The 16,553-nt window shown below is 64.6% G+C and carries 13 protein-coding genes; 4 read left to right on the forward strand and 9 right to left on the reverse strand.

Features of this window, described 5'->3' with window-relative positions:
- Nucleotides 1-15: 15 nt before the first annotated feature.
- Together ACJA3S_RS21515 and ACJA3S_RS21520 are read right to left on the reverse strand one after the other, a co-directional pair.
- The gene (locus tag ACJA3S_RS21515; protein ID WP_406819928.1) at nt 16-1,557 is read right to left on the reverse strand and encodes an MFS transporter; all 1,542 of its coding nucleotides are present in this window, start codon (nt 1,555-1,557) and stop codon (nt 16-18) included.
- Between the two features lie 234 nt (nt 1,558-1,791).
- Nucleotides 1,792-2,700: a LysR family transcriptional regulator gene (locus ACJA3S_RS21520; protein ID WP_112250221.1), complete on the reverse strand. Its 909-nt coding sequence runs from the start codon at nt 2,698-2,700 to the stop codon at nt 1,792-1,794.
- Nucleotides 2,701-2,859: 159 nt separating this feature from the next.
- Between ACJA3S_RS21520 and ACJA3S_RS21525 the strand changes: the two genes are divergently transcribed.
- Nucleotides 2,860-3,312, forward strand: a complete 453-nt coding sequence (locus ACJA3S_RS21525; protein ID WP_406819929.1) for a universal stress protein — start codon at nt 2,860-2,862, stop codon at nt 3,310-3,312.
- A 71-nt stretch (nt 3,313-3,383) separates the two neighbouring features.
- Here the strand turns inward: ACJA3S_RS21525 and ACJA3S_RS21530 are convergent, their stop codons facing one another.
- From ACJA3S_RS21530 to ACJA3S_RS21545, 4 genes are read right to left on the reverse strand one after another with little or no spacing between them, the layout of a single operon-like run.
- Nucleotides 3,384-4,244: an efflux RND transporter periplasmic adaptor subunit gene (locus ACJA3S_RS21530; RefSeq protein WP_406819930.1), complete on the reverse strand. Its 861-nt coding sequence runs from the start codon at nt 4,242-4,244 to the stop codon at nt 3,384-3,386.
- 10 nt (nt 4,245-4,254) lie between these two features.
- Nucleotides 4,255-4,455, reverse strand: coding sequence for a DUF1656 domain-containing protein (locus ACJA3S_RS21535; RefSeq protein ID WP_008097766.1), 201 nt, complete (start codon nt 4,453-4,455; stop codon nt 4,255-4,257).
- 4 nt (nt 4,456-4,459) lie between these two features.
- Complete coding sequence (locus tag ACJA3S_RS21540; protein ID WP_406819931.1) at nt 4,460-6,637, reverse strand: FUSC family protein; 2,178 nt, start codon at nt 6,635-6,637, stop codon at nt 4,460-4,462.
- Nucleotides 6,634-8,163: an efflux transporter outer membrane subunit gene (locus ACJA3S_RS21545; protein WP_406819932.1), complete on the reverse strand. Its 1,530-nt coding sequence runs from the start codon at nt 8,161-8,163 to the stop codon at nt 6,634-6,636. Before ACJA3S_RS21545 ends, ACJA3S_RS21540 begins: the two co-directional genes overlap by 4 nt.
- 191 nt (nt 8,164-8,354) lie before the next feature.
- Between ACJA3S_RS21545 and ACJA3S_RS21550 the strand changes: the two genes are divergently transcribed.
- On the forward strand, nt 8,355-9,302 hold the full coding sequence (locus ACJA3S_RS21550; protein ID WP_406819933.1) for a LysR family transcriptional regulator: 948 nt from the start codon (nt 8,355-8,357) through the stop codon (nt 9,300-9,302).
- A gap of 39 nt (nt 9,303-9,341) precedes the next feature.
- Nucleotides 9,342-10,319, forward strand: coding sequence for a 2-hydroxyacid dehydrogenase (locus ACJA3S_RS21555; protein WP_406819934.1), 978 nt, complete (start codon nt 9,342-9,344; stop codon nt 10,317-10,319).
- A gap of 34 nt (nt 10,320-10,353) precedes the next feature.
- On the opposite strand, the gene ACJA3S_RS21560 is transcribed toward ACJA3S_RS21555, so the two are convergent.
- Entirely contained in the window at nt 10,354-11,871 is a 1,518-nt protein-coding gene (locus ACJA3S_RS21560; protein WP_406819935.1) for a glucosyltransferase domain-containing protein, read from the reverse strand.
- Nucleotides 11,872-11,961: 90 nt separating this feature from the next.
- On the reverse strand, nt 11,962-12,861 hold the full coding sequence (locus tag ACJA3S_RS21565) for a DMT family transporter (RefSeq protein WP_406819936.1): 900 nt from the start codon (nt 12,859-12,861) through the stop codon (nt 11,962-11,964).
- Between the two features lie 202 nt (nt 12,862-13,063).
- On the opposite strand from ACJA3S_RS21565, the gene ACJA3S_RS21570 reads away from it, so the two are divergent.
- Nucleotides 13,064-13,939: a helix-turn-helix transcriptional regulator gene (locus ACJA3S_RS21570; protein ID WP_406819937.1), complete on the forward strand. Its 876-nt coding sequence runs from the start codon at nt 13,064-13,066 to the stop codon at nt 13,937-13,939.
- A gap of 85 nt (nt 13,940-14,024) precedes the next feature.
- On the opposite strand, the gene ACJA3S_RS21575 is transcribed toward ACJA3S_RS21570, so the two are convergent.
- A complete protein-coding gene (locus ACJA3S_RS21575; protein WP_406819938.1) occupies nt 14,025-16,415 on the reverse strand; it encodes a TonB-dependent siderophore receptor in 2,391 nt (796 codons plus the stop codon).
- Between the last annotated feature and the right edge of the window lie 138 nt (nt 16,416-16,553).

A 16,553-nucleotide genomic window follows, 5' to 3' on the forward strand; every position in this document is an offset into this window, starting at 1 on the left:
GAATTCACCCCGGGTTCACGCCACCGCGCGCGGTGGGTAGACCCGGGTAGGCACGAAAGGAATCAGGCAGATCAGCGCCATGGCAATACCGGCCATGACCAGGTAGAGGTCGGCCGACGTCAGCACCAACGCCTGTTCGTGGATACGCTTGGCCAGGCCCACGGCGTTGTCGTCGAGCAACGGGGCGTTGCCCAGGCTGTCCACCAGGTGGTTGGAATGAAAGTGCCGGCGTACGGTGCCCAGGGCGTCCAGCAGGCCACCGGCAACCACCGCGGCCAGGCCCTTCACGGTGTTGAACCAGCTGGAAGCGAAGGGGCCTTCCTGCGGGGACATGCCATTGGTGGACAGCATCAGCAGCGGCAGCACGGCCATCGGTTGGCCGAATACCTGCAGCAGGTAGAACGGATAGAAGTCGCCACGGATCCATTCGGCGGTCAGCAGGCTGCTGCCGAGGCAGGACACCGCCAGCAACGCCAGGCCGACACCCAGCACCCAGCGGCAGTCCACTGCGCGGATGTTGCACAGCGCCGCCGTCAGTGGCAGGGCTACCAGTTGCGGCATCGCCACCAGCAGCATCAAAGGGCTGGTCTGCGCCGGGCGATAGCCCTGGAGCTGCGCGAGGTAGGCCGAAGGGATGCTGCCTACGCCGGAGAGCACGATCAGCACCCCGGCCAGGGTGACCAGGGCGAAACTCAGGTTGCGCCGCGACAGCATGCGCAACTGGAAGAACGGCAGCGGCTCGGACCATTCGTTGTACATGAACAGCACCAGCAACAGCAGGCCACCGCCAAGCAGCCAGCAGATCAACGGCGAATCGAACCAGCCCCAGCGGTCGCCCAGCGACAAGCCCAGCACGATACAGCTGATGGCAGGCAGGCCGAGCAGCACGCCACGCCAGTCGAATTGCCGGAAGCGCTCCAGGCGTAGCGGGTCCTGCGGCAGGCCCCAGCCGACACAGACCATGGCCAGTGCCGAGGGCAGGATGATCTGCCAGAACGCCCAGCGCCAGCCGACGTATTCGGTCCACAGCCCCGCCAGCGGCGTGCCGAGGTTGGGCCCAAAGGTAGCGGTAAGCGCGTAGCAAGCCAAGCCATAGACCTTGATGCCCGGTGGCAGGAAGCGCAGGGCCACGCTCATCAGCATTGGCGGCAGCGCGCCCGAGGCGAAGCCCTGGAGCACACGCAGCAGCATCAGGCTGTGCAGGTTGGGGGCGAACGGTTGCAGCAGGCCGAGCACGGCGAACAGGCCGATGGCGCTCATGGTGAAGCGCCGCAAAGAGAACGTGGTAGCAAGCCATGGCGCAAAGGCCATGGCCGAGACCGAGGCGGCGCTGTAGACCGCCAGCAGCCAGGCGCCTTCGTCGGCGCCAATGCCCATGGCCCCACGGATATCGGCCAGGGATATCTTGGTCACCGACTCGTTGAGGCCAGCACACAACACGGCCAGCAACACACCGAACAGCCCGACCACTACCTGCAGGCCGAACGCAGTCTGCGCAGGCGCAGCCGGCGCGGGCGCGGCGGCAACCACAGCAGACGGGGCGGACAGGGAACTCATGGGCAGACATCTCCAGCAACAATTTGCGACTGGAGCAAGTCTAAGAAGGTCGAATGCTGACGAAAACTGACTTATCGGTAGGTTTATGTTGCGTCAGGCGCAATCCAGAGTAATACCGCATCGCCCTCTTCGCGGGTAAACCCGCTCCCACAGGTACAGAGCATCGCTCAGACCTGTGATATTCCTGTGGGAGCGGGTTCACCCGCGAAAAGGCCGGCCCAGGCAGAACATCACTCAAGGGTCGACACTGCAGCAAGCCTTCAAGGTCTGCCGCAACCACCGATGCGCCGGGTCATTGTGAAACCGTGGGTGCCACGCCTGCAGCACGGTCACCCGCTCCAGCGGCACCGGGATCTCGAACGAGCGCAGCGGCAGCCCGAGCTTGTGCACACTGTTGAGGATGTTGGCCGGCATCGGCAGGATCAGGTCGGAATCCGGCAGCGAGAACAGCGCCGAGTGAAAACTCGGGGTGATCAGCGCCACCCGCCGCTGCACCTTGAAGTTGGCCAGTTCCACATCGATCGGCCCATTGGCCCGTCCACGACGGGACACGCTGATCTGTGGATAACTGGCAAAACTGTGCGGCGTGATCGGCTGCTCGAAAATCGGGTGGTCGCGCCGCGCCAGCCCCACGTAGTAGGTCTGGAACAGGCTCTGCACCTTGATCTCCGGCCCCAGGTCCACGGTCGAACTGATGATCAGGTCGGTACGCCCGTCGCGCAGCACGCTGTCATCATCACCGCCGGGGCTTTCCGGCACGAAGCGCAGCACCGTGCGCGGTGCCTGCTCGTGCATGCGCCGCAGCAGCTGCGCGCCGTACAGGGCGATGAACAGGTCATTGGTGCGGATATTGAAAGCCCGGTCGAGCTTGGGCAGGTCGACCTCATCGGCACTACGGAACACCTCACCGGCCTGCTCCACCAGCGCAGCCACCTGCTCACGCAGGGCCAGTGCCCGCGGCGTCGGCACCAGGCCACGGCCGGCACGCACCAGGATCGGGTCGCCCAAGGCGTCACGGATACGCCCGAGAGTTCGGCTCATCGCCGCCGGGCTCAGGTTCATGCGCTGCGCTGCGCCGACCACACTGCCTTCGTCAAGCAGGGCATCGAGGGCGACGAGCAGGTTCATGTCCGGGAGTTGCATGGCGGTTTTCCGTGACAGCTGTGGGAATGGCGATGGTAGCAGGTTGGCGGATTGCACCAGACGCAATACGCTCGTGCGTGGCGGGGCATTTATTCACTGGCCGGGTTCGGCCATAAATGAGGCATTGGCACATCAGCCAGCCTCAGCCAAGGATCCCGCATGCCCAGCCCCGTCCTGATCGCCATCGATGCCTCCCCCGCCTCCACCGCACTGCTCACCCTCGCGCGCCGCTATTGCCACCCTGGCGATCATGAATTGCACGTGCTGCTGGCCATCGACTCGACCTTCGCCGTGCACGACCAACCCGCGCCTTACACCAGCGTGGAACTGGAGGAATACCCTGCCGCCTGCGAGGAACAACGGCTGGGTGAGCGCGCCGTGGCCGAAGCGGTGGCGCTATTGCGCCAGGCCGGCTTCGATAGCCAGGGCTGCATGGTTGCCGGGCAGCCGGTCGACGTCATTTTGAGCAAGGCACGGGAACTGAACTGCGAGCTGATCATCATGGGCCACCGCCACCTGTCGCGGTTGGGGCGGTTGCTGGACCCGTCGATCAGCGCGAAGGTGATCGACCGGGTTGAGGTGCCGGTGTTGGTGGGGGCTGCGGGTGGATGACTTGAGAGGTTTATCGCCTGTGAGATCGAGCGCCGCGCGGGCGGCGCTCGATCTCACAGACGCCACACCACTCAAGGCGAACCCGGCTTCACCACCACCGTACAGGTCGTCCCCGCCGCCAGCAGGAACCCTTCCGGCACCTCATCAATGTGAATACGCACCGGCACCCGCTGCGCCAGACGCACCCAGTTGAAGGTCGGGTTCACATCGGCGATCAGCTCGCGGCTTTGCGGGTTGTCGCGGTCGTAGATGCCACGGGCGATGCTCTCCACATGGCCCTTGATGCGCTCGCCGCTCATCATCTGCAGCTCGGCCTGGTCACCCACTTGCACATGCGGCAGCTTGGTCTCTTCGAAGAACCCGTACACCCAGAACGAGTGCTCGTCGACCACCGCCATCACCGCTTCACCGGTGCGCGCATAGTCACCCTTGTGGATATTCAGGTTGGTCACGTAGCCGTCCACCGTAGCCACGATCTGCGTACGCTTGAGGTTCAGCTCGGCCGCCGCCAGCTCGGCAAGGGCTTGCTGGTAGTCGGCCTGGGCCGCGTTGGCGATGTTGCTGGCGTCGTCGCGGTTTTCCTTGGAGATCACCAGGTTGTCCATGTCGGCGCGGCGCTTGGCGTTGACCTTGCGCATGTCCCAGGTGGCCTTGCGCGAAGCGACCAGGGCCTTGGCCTGGTCGACTGCCAGCTGGTAGTGCTCGGGGTCGATCTGGATCAGCAGGTCGCCCTTCTTCACCCGCTGGTTGTCCTTGACCGGCACGTCCACCACATAGCCGGGCACATCGGCGGCGACGTTGATGATGTCGGCGCGCACGCGGCCGTCACGGGTCCATGGCGTAGTCATGTAGTGCAGCCACAACTGGCGACCGATCACCACGGCAGCGGTCAGCACCAGCAGGGTGGCGATCAGGCTGAAGAACTTTTTCATCGAAGGATTCTCACCAGTAGAGCGACAGCGCCAGGGCGCCGAACAGGCAGACGAACAGGCTCAGGCGCAGCAGCGCCGGGTGCCAGAAGAAGCGATAGCCATCATGGCTGGCGATGAACCGGTCCAGGCCCCAGGCCAGGCCCAGGGCGAACAGGAACATCAAGGTCATGGTGGGCATGTACACGCCATGGAAGGCGATTTCACGGGGCATGATTTCACGGAGCACGGTGCAGTCCTTTCGCCGGTGCCAGTGGCGACTGTGGGTCGAGCAGGGATGAACGGATGAAGTGCAGGTAGCTTTGCGCGCGGCGCAGTACCGAGGTGTCGAAGTGCCTGGCGAACGGCTCGTCGGTAGCCTGTACGCGGGCAATGGCATGGTCCACCGCCACCAGGGCGCGTTCGTGGTTGCTGGCGCTGGGCTGCAGGAACAACCGTGCCAGGGCGCGGCCCATGACCCGGATAGCCTGGCGCCAGGGTTGCGACTCGGCGTAGGCCGGGTGCACCGGCGCGCGGGCCTGCTCCTTGCGCAGCTCGATGACCGCGTGGCCGATCTCCAGCACGCTGAACATCCAGCCCATCAACTGGCTTTGTACCTGCGGCTTGCCGGCAGCCAGGCCATACGCCTGGTGCAGCAGGTCGCGGGTGCGGCTTTCGAAGGCCGAGCCCAGGCCGCGTAGGCGACCACTGATGGCGAACAGCACCTGCTCGCGCAGCTCCTGCTCCAGGCGGCTCCACAGCCAGCGGCTGTTGGGCGGCAGGATGATCGCCCCGGCCGCAGCGCAGACGAACATGCCGATGACCATGCCGATGTAGTCGTTGATGAAGCTGTAGGGGTCATACACGGTGAGGTTGTTCGGCACCGAGCCGATGGCGAAGAACACCAGCAGGCCGATGCCATAGCCGGCATAGGCCGGGCGTGACGAGAGGAAGGCGCCCAGCACGAATACCGGCGCCAGCACCATGCACAACAGCGGGAAACCGTCGATCCAGGGGAACACGAAGAAGGTTTCGAAGAAGCCGACGAAGGCGCCAATCGCCGTACCGCAGGCCATCTGGAACGACATGCGCTTGGGGTTGGGCGAAGCCGCCGACAGGCCCACGGTGACCGTGGCGATCAGGGTCATCATGGCCCCGCTGGGCCAGTCGCTGAGCAGCCAGTAACTGCCCAGCAGCAACAGCACCGCCGAGGCACGCAGGCCGGCGGCCAACGACACCAGCCAGCTGGTCTGCGCCACATAGGGCTCGTCCCATTGTTCGCGTTCATGCCGGTGCGCGGCCAGCGAGGCGTGCGTCTCGGCGTAGCTGAACATCTCGTCGACGAAGCGGTAGAGCAGCTCGAAGGCCGTGTGGAAATCCAGCAGGTCGGCCTCGCTCGGCTCGGTCGCCAGGTACTCGGCGCGCAAACTGCGCACCTGCGCCTGCAGGCCTTCCTTGTAGGCCGCCAGTTCCAACGTCAGGCGCAACGCGTCGGCATCGGTCAGCGCCCGGCCGACGTAGGGTTGCAGCAACTCCACCAGAGTGTCCAGGCCGGGCTCGATGGCGCTGACAATCTGCAGCGGGCCACGCGCACGCAGGCGCTCCAGCAACCGGTGCAGGGCATTGAAGCGGGTGGTGATGGCCATGAATTCGCTGTTCATGCGCACCAGCCGGCCAGAGCGTCGGCGCATGTGCGGGTCTTCGAATGCGGTGACGTTGCGCAGGCTCTCAAGGCCCACGGCCTCGGCGACGAAGCGCACGTTGCTGGTCTCGAAGCGGTCGCGCTGGCTGTCGCCGCGCAAGGCTTCGACCACTACCCCGGCAAATACGCCAAAGCGCTGGTACAGGGCGTTGCGCATGGCGGCACTGGCCGACTGCGGCAGGATCGCCGCGCTGACGAAGGTCGACACCAGGATGCCCAGGGCGATTTCCAGCACCCGCCATACCGCCGCCATGAATGCCTGGTCAGGGTGTTGCAGCACCGGCAGGCCGATCATCGCTGCGGTGTAGCCGGCCAGCACGAAACCATAGGCGCGGAAGGTGCGGTAGCGCATGGCACCGGCCGAGCACAGGCCTACCCACACAGCCAGGCTGGGCAGGAACAGCTCGGTGTTCTGTGGAAAGATGGCGATCAACGCCACCATCATCGCCGAGCCGGCCAAGGTGCCCAGCACCCGGTAGAAGCTCTTGGCGAACACATGCCCGCTTTGCGGCTGCATCACGATGAACACGGTGATCATCGCTGTGCGCGGTTGCGGCAGTTCCAGGCGCATGGCCAGCCACAGGGTGATGAACGCAGCGGCCAGCACCTTGAAGATATACACCCAGGTCACACCGTCGGTGCGCGCCCAGGCAAAGAAGCCCCGGCGCCATTCCAGGCTCTGCAGCCAGCGCATGGGCAAACTGAAGGTGCTCATTCGGCGTTATCCGGCTGCTTGTCGAAAATGGCCAGGGTGGCGGGGGTTTTCGGTGCCGCCTGGCGCTGTTCCTGCGGCACGTCCTGGCCAGCCTGCAAGCCACCACCCAGGGCAGTGACCAGCTCGGCATGGGCGATCAGGCGAGCGGCCTGCACCTGCTGCTGCACCTGCTGCTGGCGGAACAGCAAGGTTTGCGCGTTGAGCACGTTGAGGTAGTCGGTGAGCCCGCGCTGGAAGGCGATCATAGCGATGTCGTAGGTTCTTTGCGCGGCAGCGACCGACTCGGCGGCAAAGTGCGACTGCTGCTGCATCGACTCGCGGCGGATCAGCTGGTCGGAGATGTCCTTCAGCGCACCGACCACGGTCTGGTTGTAGCGCGCCACGGCCACGTCGTAGCCTGCCGAGGCCACGCCCAACTGCGAGCGCAGGCGGCCACCGTCGAAGATCGGCAGGCTGATGGCCGGGCCGACGTTGTAGTTGAACTTGCGCCCGGTGAGGAACTCCAGCGGGCCACCGCCCGTGGCCATGAAACCCAGGCTGCCGACCAGGTCGACGTTGGGGAAGAAGCCGGCGTGGGCGACATCGATGCCACGCGCCTGGGCAGCCACCTGCCAGCGGCTGGCGACCACGTCGGGGCGCTGGCCAACCAGCTCGGCCGGCAGGTTCGACGGCAGTTTCAGTGGTGCGGCCAAGGCCAGGGCCGGGCGCTGCAACTGCGCCCCTTCCCCCGGGCCCTTGCCGGCCAGGGCGGCCAGCTGGTTGCGGGTCAGGGCAATTTGTTCACTGAGGCTGTCCAGCTGGCGGTGGGTTTCCGGCAGCGGCGCTTCAGCCTGGCTGACTTCGAAGTGGGTGCCGATGCCGGCATCCAGGCGGCGCTTGGCCAGGGCCAGGATCTGCTCCTGCTGTTGCAGTTCGGCCTTGACGATATCCTGCTGGGCGAAGTGCAGGCTCAGCTGGATATAGGCGCGCACTACGTTGTTCTGCAGCTCCAGCTGTGCCTGGCGGGCTTCGGCCACACTCATGTGCGCCTGGTCCACGGCCTGCTCGCTGGCATTGCGTTCGCGGCCCCAGAGGTCGAGGGCGTAGCTGAAGCCGATGGCGGCGTTGTTGTCCCAGGTGTTGGCCCCGGACAGCGCACCAGGCCCGTAGAACTGGTCCTCAGGCCAGTTGTGGCGCTTGAGCGTGGCCTGGCCGTTGGCCTGGAGCTTCTCTGCCGACTCGACCACGCCAGCCATGGCCTTGGCTTCGCGCACCCGCGCCGCCGCCATGGCCAGGCTCGGGCTGCCGGCCACGGCCAGGGCAACCCAGCGGTCCAGCTGGGGGTCGCCGTAGGCATGCCACCACTGCTGGTCGGGCCAGTGGGCGTCGCTGGCGGCTTCGCGTATGGCCGCGTCGGTGGTCAGGGTATTGGCTTGCAGCGTCTTGCTTTGCGGGGCTATGCCCCAGGTTCCGATACAGCCGCTCAAGGTGAGGGCAAGGGCACAGGCACTGAACGCATGGAGCGTTCTGATGATGCGACGCGGCACAGCTGCGATTTCCCGAGGAAGAGGTGATAGGGCCGGGCAATTCTAGGGGGCGCCAGCACTGGCGATAAGCGTGGATTCCTGCGAATCTTTGTTACCAAAACAGCGATAATCCGCCTTTGGTCGAAGGCAAGTTTTCATCTTTTTTTCGTTACTTCGTGACACAATTTTGTCCTCTACATCGAGAGTGACCCATGGACACCCTGCAAAACATGCGTGCTTTCAGCTGCGTAGCCCAACTGGGCAGCTTTACCGCTGCCGCCGGGCAGTTGGATACGACCACCGCGAACGTGTCGCGGGCAGTCTCCAACCTGGAAGCCCATCTGCAAACAAGGCTGCTCAACCGCACCACTCGGCGCATTGCGCTGACCGAAGCCGGCAAGCGCTACCTGATGCGTTGCGAACAGATTCTTACCTATGTGGAAGAAGCCGAGGCCGAGGCCAGCGACGCCCATGCGCGCCCCGCCGGGCAATTGAAGGTGCACTCGATGACCGGGGTCGGCCAGCACTTCGTGGTCGACGCCATTGCCCGCTACCGCGAGTCGCACCCGGACGTGACCTTCGACCTGACCATGGCCAACCGCGTGCCCGACCTGCTCGACGAGGGCTATGACGTGTCCATCGTGCTGGCCACCGAGCTGCCCGACTCGGGGTTCGTGTCGCAGCGCCTGGGCATCACCTACAGCATCGTCTGCGCCTCGCCCGCCTACATTGCCCGCCACGGCGTGCCGCACAAGCCCGCCGACCTGCTCAAGCATGCCTGCCTGCGCATGGTCAGCCCGGTGATCCCGCTGGAAAAATGGCTGTTCGACGGCCCGGAAGGCCAGGAAATGGTCAATATCACCAGCTCGCCGTTCATGGTGAATACCGCCGATGCCATGAAGACTGCGATTCGCAGCGGCATGGGGGTGGGTGTGCTGCCGATCTATTCGGCCATCGACGGCCTGCGTGACGGCAGCCTGGTGCGGGTGCTGCCCGAGTACCGCCTGCAGGAGCTGAACCTGTATGCGATCTACCCGTCGCGGCAGTACCTGGACGCCAAGATCAAGACTTGGGTCGAATACCTGCGCAACTCGCTGCCGGAGATTCTCGCGGCGCACGAGGCGGACCTGAAAACCCACCAGTTGCTGATCGCCAACTGAAGCTTGTAGCTTGTTGGCTTTTCTTGTGGAAATTGCCCGATGAAAAAGACCGTCCTGGCCTTCAGCCGCATTACCCCGGCCATGGCCGAGCGCCTGCAGCAAGATTTCAACGTGATCCTGCCCAACCCCAAGCTGGGCGACATCAATGCCCAGTTCAACGAGGCGCTGCCCGAGGCCCACGGCCTGATCGGCGTCGGCCGCAAGCTGGGCCGGGCACAGCTCGAAGGCGCGGCCAGGCTGGAAGTGGTGTCCAGTGTTTCGGTCGGCTACGACAACTATGACCTGGACTACCTCAACGAACGTGGCATCGCCCTGACCAACACCCCGGATGTGCTGACCGAAAGCACCGCCGACCTGGGCTTCTCGCTGATCATGGGCTGTGCCCGCCGCACCGCCGAACTGGATGCCTGGACCAAGGCCGGCAACTGGCAGGCCACCGTGGGCCCGGCCCACTTCGGCAGTGACGTGCATGGCAAGACCCTGGGCATCATCGGCCTGGGCAACATTGGTGCCGCAGTAGCGCGCCGGGGCCACTTCGGCTTCAACATGCCGATCCTGTACAGCGGCAACAGCCGCAAGGCCGCGCTGGAGCAAGAGCTGGGTGCACAGTTCCGCAGCCTGGAGCAGTTGCTGGCCGAAGCGGATTTCGTGTGCATCGTGGTGCCGCTGTCCGATACAACCCGCAAGCTGATCAGCACCCGCGAGCTGCAACTGATGAAGCCCAGCGCGTTCCTGATCAACATCGCCCGCGGGCCGGTGGTGGACGAAGCGGCGCTGATCGAGGCGCTGCAGAACGGCACGATTCGCGGTGCTGGCCTGGACGTGTACGAGAAAGAGCCGCTGAGCGATTCGCCGCTGTTCAAGCTGCCCAATGCGCTGACCTTGCCGCACATCGGTTCGGCCACTGCCGAAACCCGCGAGGCCATGGCCAACCGGGCAATCGACAACCTGCGCGCGGCGCTGCTGGGTGAGCGGCCACGAGACCTGGTGAACCCGCAGGTGTGGAAGGCGCGCTGAAGCAGGCCTTTTCACAACAGCTGCTGCAGCGTCGTCACCATGAAATCGGCTGTTCCCGGGGGGCTTTCAGCATTACCAGTATGGCGCCATCAACCCGCTGGACCGAAAAGAACCGGGTATCGAGCAGCGGCCGAGCGTCAAGTTCCTTTGCCCGCACGACCATGCTCTTCGGTGCACTGGTCACGTTGGTCAAACCGACCCGTGGCATCATCTCGGTCAATGTCCAGAAGCCGATGTTGAGGTTGTAACGCAACACCGGCATGGCTTCGAAGGTGCCGGCTGCGGCAGGTAGCCAGGCACCCTTGCTGTCCCAGTCGTACAGGTAGATGCGGTCGGCGTCGTGTAGCTCGGGGTGGGTCTCGAGCGTATTGGCCAGGGTGTAGACAAACGCCCGATGCAGTTCTTTCTGTGCGATCAGCACTCGGCCGTAGGCGAACGACATCGACAACATCATCAGCATCGGCAGCAGCAATACCCAGCCCAACCGCGAATGGATGCGGATCAATGCTAGCCGCGCCAGCCATGCCAACAGCACCATCGCCGCACCAGCGCCCATGAGCAGGCGCGCTTCGTGCTGGAACTGGGCGAGCAGCAGTGCCATACCGGAAATCAGAATGAAGGCGCTGGGCAGCGACAGCAGCACCAGTAGCCCCAGCCCGCATTTTTCCAGGAGACTGGCGGGCGTGGCCTGCACCTGCAGTAATACCAGCTGGAGACCTATCGCGGCGAGCACCAAGAAACCGAGGGCCAACCATGCGTTATCCGGGGTCACCAGCAGCCCCAGGTCCTGCACCATCAGATCCAGCCGAGCGAGCATCTCTGCGGGCCAATGGCCGTCGATCGGCAGCAACGCGGTACGTGGAACAGTGATCAAGCGATAGGCTGTCAGGCGATACACCAGGCAGCCTATCGCCAGCTGTCCAAGGCGCAAGCCGAGGCGCTTGGCGAGTTGCCTGAATTCAGCCCTCTGGTTGGCCTGGTGCAGGATCTCGACGCAACAGAGGATGGCGAAGACGTTGATTGCAGGCTGGTACAAGCTCAGCGCGACGCATATCAGCAGGCTGCCCCCCAGCCAGCGGCCGAAGGCCGCAACCCCCATGGTGATTGTCCAGACGCAGACGGCCAAGGCAAGCCCCATGGCAGGCCCATCGTATTGATAGCTGAGGTTCTGCAGGAAGAATGGGTTGAACCAGAGCGGCAGCACCACCAGCACGTCGGCAAGGCGCGGGCGCTCGAAATAGCTTGCTGTCAGGCTTGCAAAGGCCTTGGAAACGACGACCACGGACAATAGCAGCGGCAACGGGAACAAATCCGGTGCCGCCGCCACACCGCCCAATGCCGCATACAACCAGTCGACCAGCACGCGCCCCTGGGCCGCCCATGAATCGGCCTGGCCATTGACCTTGCCTGCCAGCATCGAACGCCAGATGTCGTCCAGGTACAGGAAGTCGGCCAGCACCAGCGGCAGCACATGCACACCCAGAGCCAGCAGAAACACCAGCCACAGCTGGTTCTGTGACAACGCCTTGCCTACTGGCTGGGGTACCTGCATCCATTCGGCTCCAAGCAGCGTGAATGCTGCCCAGTCTCCCCTGCCCCGCCCTGGCGCGCACCTGGCAGTTCTGCCAGTTGCGCGCAGGGCTCATCGCTGTATACCCAGCACTGGTGCTGGCTGCCTGGGCTTGCGGAACACCAGCACATTGCCGGCCATCACCGCCAGCAAGCCCAGTAGCGCCGGGGCCGTCCACTGGTAGCCCTCGGCATAGGCCGACACGTTCAACGCCACCAGCGGGAACAGTACCGTGCAATAGGCTGCGCGCTCCGGCCCCATGCGTCCGACCAGGGTCAGGTAGGCGGTGAAGGCGATCACCGACCCCGGAACGACCAGGTACAGCAACGAGCCGATATAGCGCGCATTCCACTCCATGCTGAACGGCACGCCGCTGACCACACAGAACAGCGCCAGCATCGCTGCGCCGTAGACCATGCCCCAGGCATTGGTGGTCATCGGCCTGAGCCCGGCCTTCTGCTGCATGCTCGAGAGCATGTTGCCCGCCGAGAAACACAAAGTGCCGAGCAAGGCCAGGCCAAGGCCATACAGGGTCTCGCGGCTGGCCGTGTGGTGGGACAGCTCCGGCCAGAACAACAGGCCCAGGCCGAGCAAGCCCAAGGCGCCGCCGCCGAGCACATTGCTGGCAATCTTCTGGCCAAAGAAGATCCGTGCGTTCAGCGCGTTCCACAAAGTGGCGGTGGAAAACACCACGGCAATCAGGCCGCTGGCGATCCACTGGCTGGCGCTGAGGAAGCAGATGAAGTTGACGCAGAACAGGCACAGGCCCTGGGCCAGGCAGATCTGGTGACCACGCCGGTTCATCGGCTGCAGTCGGCGAGTGAGCAGCAGGAAGGCGAACAGGATCAGCCCGGCCAGGGCAAAGCGGTAGACGATCGAGACCGGGATGGCGACCACGCCCAGCTGAAGTTTGAGGGCGATCCAGGTAGTACCCCAGATCAGCACGGTAAGCAGATAGAGTGACAAGTTCATGGTGGCGGTTCCTTGGGCCTTTCAAGATCGGTGCCCGGCGCTTCGCGACTTCAGCCGTGAAGCGAGGGCACAGCCCTCGCCGAGGCATCCCCAGTGTTCTCCGCCCGGGCAACCACGCGCTTGCACAAACTTGCGCATTTGTCCCACGGGTAGCTGTAAGCCTGCCCAAGGCGCAGTAGGATGGCTGCAAGAGGAACAACCGATGACGCCATTCAGCCAACTGCAAGTGTTCAACGCCATGCATGCCTCGCCCCACGCCCGGCTGGAGCTGAGCGCGCACCTGGGTGACGGGCTGGCGGCGGCGTTGTGGAACAACCGCGACGATGCCCGCGACTACCAGGCCCCCAGCCACCACACCCTGTCGTGCTACATCGCCGACGGCACCGGCACCTTCCGCCGCCAGCGCCCGGCTGACAAGGGCGCGCCGAACAAGCTGTGCGTGATGCCGGCCGGGCAGGAATCGAACTGGGTGGTCAATGGCGCGATCCGCCTGGCGCACCTGTACATCAGCGAGGCGCAGTTTGCCCTGGGCTGCGTGCGCCTGCTCGATCGCGAACCGCGAGAGCTGCAACTGCAGGAAGCGACCTTTCTCGACGACCCGCAGCAAGCCGCGCGCTTTCGCCAGCTGATTACCCTGGACTGGGACGAACCCGGCGAGCGCCTGTTGGCCAGCAGCCTGGCTCACCAAATCGTCGACCATGCACTGCTCAACCAGGTCGGGCTGCGCCAGGGCCTGCGCCTGAAAGGCGGGCTGGCGCCGAAGCTGCGCCGGCAGATGGTCGATTACATCGAAGCACACCTTGACCAGCCCATCACCCTGGGTGAACTGGCCTTGCGCTGCAACCTGTCCGAATACCATTTCGCGCGCATGTTCCGCGCCAGCTTCGGGCTGCCACCGCACCAGTACCTGCTGGCCCGGCGCCTGCACCGGGCCTGCCAGCTGCTGCGGCTGGGGGTGATGCCACTGGGGGAAATTGCCTTGCTCTGCGGGTTTGCCAGTGCCAGCCATTTCAGCAACCGCTTTCGCCAGGCGATCGGTGCGACACCAGGCGAATACCGCTCGGCCATTCGCGGCTGAAGCCGTTCCACAGGGACTGCACTACCCTAAAGGGCTGCACAGTACCTGTAGCGGCTTCAGCCGCGAGAGGCCGGCACAAGCTGACCTAGAACTCGAAGGTACTGGACAAGCTCACCTGCCGCGCATCGCCGATAGCGACGAAATACTGGTTCACCGCCGAGCTGTAATAGACCTTGTCGAACAGGTTCTTGACGTTCAGCTGCAACAGCATCTTGTGCTCGTCAAGCCGGGTTTCATAGCTGGCAAAGGCATCGGCCACGGTATAGGAAGGCAGGTCGAAGGTGTTGGTCGAATCACCCGCCCGTTCGCCCACATAGCGCGCCCCGGCACCCAGGCGCAAGCGGTCGCCGCCGAACAGGCTGCCGTAGTCGTACACCGCCGACAGTGAGCCACTGTGGCGGGCTACGTTCTGCAGGCGGTTGCCCTTGAGTTCAGGGTCCTTGGTCACTTCGGCATCGGTGAACGCGTAGCTGCCAATCAGGCTCCAGCGCTCGCTCAGCTGGCCGGTCAGGTCCAGTTCGACACCTCGCGAGCCGACTTCACCGGCATTGCTGTACAGCGTCTCGCCCGTGCGCTGGTCGAGGCTGGAAACCAGCACGTTGCGCTTGGTGATGTCGAACAGCGCCAGGGTACCGGTGAGGCGCCCCGGCATATCGAGCTTGGCCCCCAACTCCCACGACTTGCCCTCCTCCGGCGCCACCGAGCCGTCCAGCACCACGTTGCCGACCAGCGGCGCGATGGTCGAGTTGGGCTTGAACGATTCGCTGTAGCTGGCATAGAACGACAGCTGCTCATCAAGCTTGTACACCACGCCCGCATGCGGCACCCAGGTCTGGCCGTTGCTGTCGGTGTTGACCTGGAACGGGCGCCCGCGGCCAGCGTACTGGTCGTATTGCTGGAAGCGCGCGCCGGCCACCAGGATCCAGTGCTCATCCAGGTGCAGCGCGTCCTGTGCGAACAGCGCATCGGTGCGCAGCTTGTCGGTCTGGTCGCTTTCCTTGGCACCGACCGTGGTGCCCTCTACTTCCTGACCATAGACCGGGTTGACGTAGCTGAAGGTCGATCGGGCTTTCTGCCGGATCAGGTCACCGCGGAAGATCTTGCGGTCCTCATGGTCGACGCCGAACAGCAGGTCGTTCTGCAGCCCTGCCAGTTGCACAGTGCCGGCCAGGCTCAGGGTGGCGAACTGGTCCCGGCTCATCGCGTCGTGCGTGCCGTCGATGCTGCGCGACAGCGTGCCGCTTTTCTCAATGACCTTGGTCACCCGCACCTGGCTGGCATCGTAGGTTTCGCGGTTGAAGCTGTAGCCAAAGTGCAGCTTCCAGTCATCGGCCAGCTGGTGATCGAGCTCCAGGCGGTACAGGTCGGAACGCCCTTCCATGTCGTTGAATGGCTCATCCAGGCGCCGCGTGGCGGGGATGTCCAGCGGGTGGCCGTTGTTGCCGAACGCCGTACCCCGATCGAACGGCGAGAGAAACTCGCGGTGCTCGTAGGCCACTACCACCTGGGTGTCCTCACCCAGCCAGGCCAGCGACGGCGCCACCAGCGATTCGCGGCGCACACCGTAGTTGCGCCAGTAGTCCTCGTCCTCATGGTCGACGATCAAACGGTAGGCGAAATTGCTGTCGCCCAGCGCGCCGGTACTGTCGAAGCCGCCGCCGCTGCCATTCTTGCCACTGCCGTAGGTGGAGCCGCGCACGTTCAGGGCGTTGTACTGTTGCAGCTGTGGCCGCTTGCTGACCACGTTGATCACCCCGCCTGGGTCCTGGATGCCGTACAGCAGCGACGCCGGGCCCTTGAGCACTTCGACCCGCTCGGTGCTGGCATTGAGGTTGCGGCCCTGCACCACCGGCATGCCATCGCGCATGATCGAACCGTCGCGGTTATCACCAAAGCCACGCTTCATCACCGTGTCGGAAGTGCCGCCAAAGTTGTTGCCCTGGGTGATGCCGCTGACGTTGGCCAGGGCGTCGTCGAGGTTGCGCGGGGCCTGGTCGCGAATGACCTGGGCCGGCACCACGTTGATCGCCTGGGGAATGTCCTGGCTCGGGCCCTGCCCGCGCATGATCGAGGCGCTGGCCGGGGGCTGGTAGCTGTAGTCGTCCAGTTCCGAGCTTATCGTGGTGGCCTGCAGGTTGAGGGCGCCGGAGGTGTCCAGCGCTTCCAGGGTGAAGGTGCGTGCGTCGACGCGACGCCAGGCCAACCCGCTGCTGCCCAGCAGTTGCTGCAGGGCCTGCTCGGCGCTGAACCGGCCATTCAGCCGCGGGGCCTGCACGCCTGGCAGCTCCAGGGTGTAGACCACGCCCTGGCCAGTGGTGCGACTGAAGGCGTTGAGCGCCTGGGCCAGCGGTTGCGCCGGCTGGGCGAAGGCGTACGCCTGCTGTTGTTCGGCAGCGCCAGCCAGTGGAGCGAAAACCAGGGCCGGCAGCGCGGACAGGCCGAGCAAGAGAGGGACGCAACGCGGGGTGAACTTCATGGACGCTGACCTGTGAGAGGGTTATGACTGCGAATGAATCGCACTTCCACTCATTACACGGATGCCACGTCCTGTTACCTCACCCGCTAGCTGAAAATATTTTTTGCCTATGCCGGCCTCTTCGCGGGTAGACCCGCG

Origin of the sequence: Pseudomonas sp. KnCO4 (genome assembly GCF_045344305.1) — a bacterium.
In the GTDB taxonomy this organism is placed as follows: Bacteria; Pseudomonadota; Gammaproteobacteria; order Pseudomonadales; family Pseudomonadaceae; genus Aquipseudomonas; species Aquipseudomonas anuradhapurensis.

What these genes read in the sequence shown, in the direction of transcription:
- ACJA3S_RS21540 (WP_406819931.1), bottom strand. Translation starts at nt 6,637, where the DNA reads ATGAGCACCTTCAGTTTGCCCATGCGCTGGCTGCAGAGCCTGGAATGG.
- ACJA3S_RS21535 (WP_008097766.1), bottom strand. Translation starts at nt 4,455, where the DNA reads ATGCCCCGTGAAATCGCCTTCCATGGCGTGTACATGCCCACCATGACC.
- ACJA3S_RS21575 (WP_406819938.1), bottom strand. Translation starts at nt 16,415, where the DNA reads ATGAAGTTCACCCCGCGTTGCGTCCCTCTCTTGCTCGGCCTGTCCGCG.
- ACJA3S_RS21560 (WP_406819935.1), bottom strand. Translation starts at nt 11,871, where the DNA reads ATGCAGGTACCCCAGCCAGTAGGCAAGGCGTTGTCACAGAACCAGCTG.
- ACJA3S_RS21555 (WP_406819934.1), top strand. Translation starts at nt 9,342, where the DNA reads ATGAAAAAGACCGTCCTGGCCTTCAGCCGCATTACCCCGGCCATGGCC.
- ACJA3S_RS21565 (WP_406819936.1), bottom strand. Translation starts at nt 12,861, where the DNA reads ATGAACTTGTCACTCTATCTGCTTACCGTGCTGATCTGGGGTACTACC.
- ACJA3S_RS21525 (WP_406819929.1), top strand. Translation starts at nt 2,860, where the DNA reads ATGCCCAGCCCCGTCCTGATCGCCATCGATGCCTCCCCCGCCTCCACC.
- ACJA3S_RS21520 (WP_112250221.1), bottom strand. Translation starts at nt 2,700, where the DNA reads ATGCAACTCCCGGACATGAACCTGCTCGTCGCCCTCGATGCCCTGCTT.
- ACJA3S_RS21570 (WP_406819937.1), top strand. Translation starts at nt 13,064, where the DNA reads ATGACGCCATTCAGCCAACTGCAAGTGTTCAACGCCATGCATGCCTCG.
- ACJA3S_RS21515 (WP_406819928.1), bottom strand. Translation starts at nt 1,557, where the DNA reads ATGAGTTCCCTGTCCGCCCCGTCTGCTGTGGTTGCCGCCGCGCCCGCG.
- ACJA3S_RS21530 (WP_406819930.1), bottom strand. Translation starts at nt 4,244, where the DNA reads ATGAAAAAGTTCTTCAGCCTGATCGCCACCCTGCTGGTGCTGACCGCT.
- ACJA3S_RS21550 (WP_406819933.1), top strand. Translation starts at nt 8,355, where the DNA reads ATGGACACCCTGCAAAACATGCGTGCTTTCAGCTGCGTAGCCCAACTG.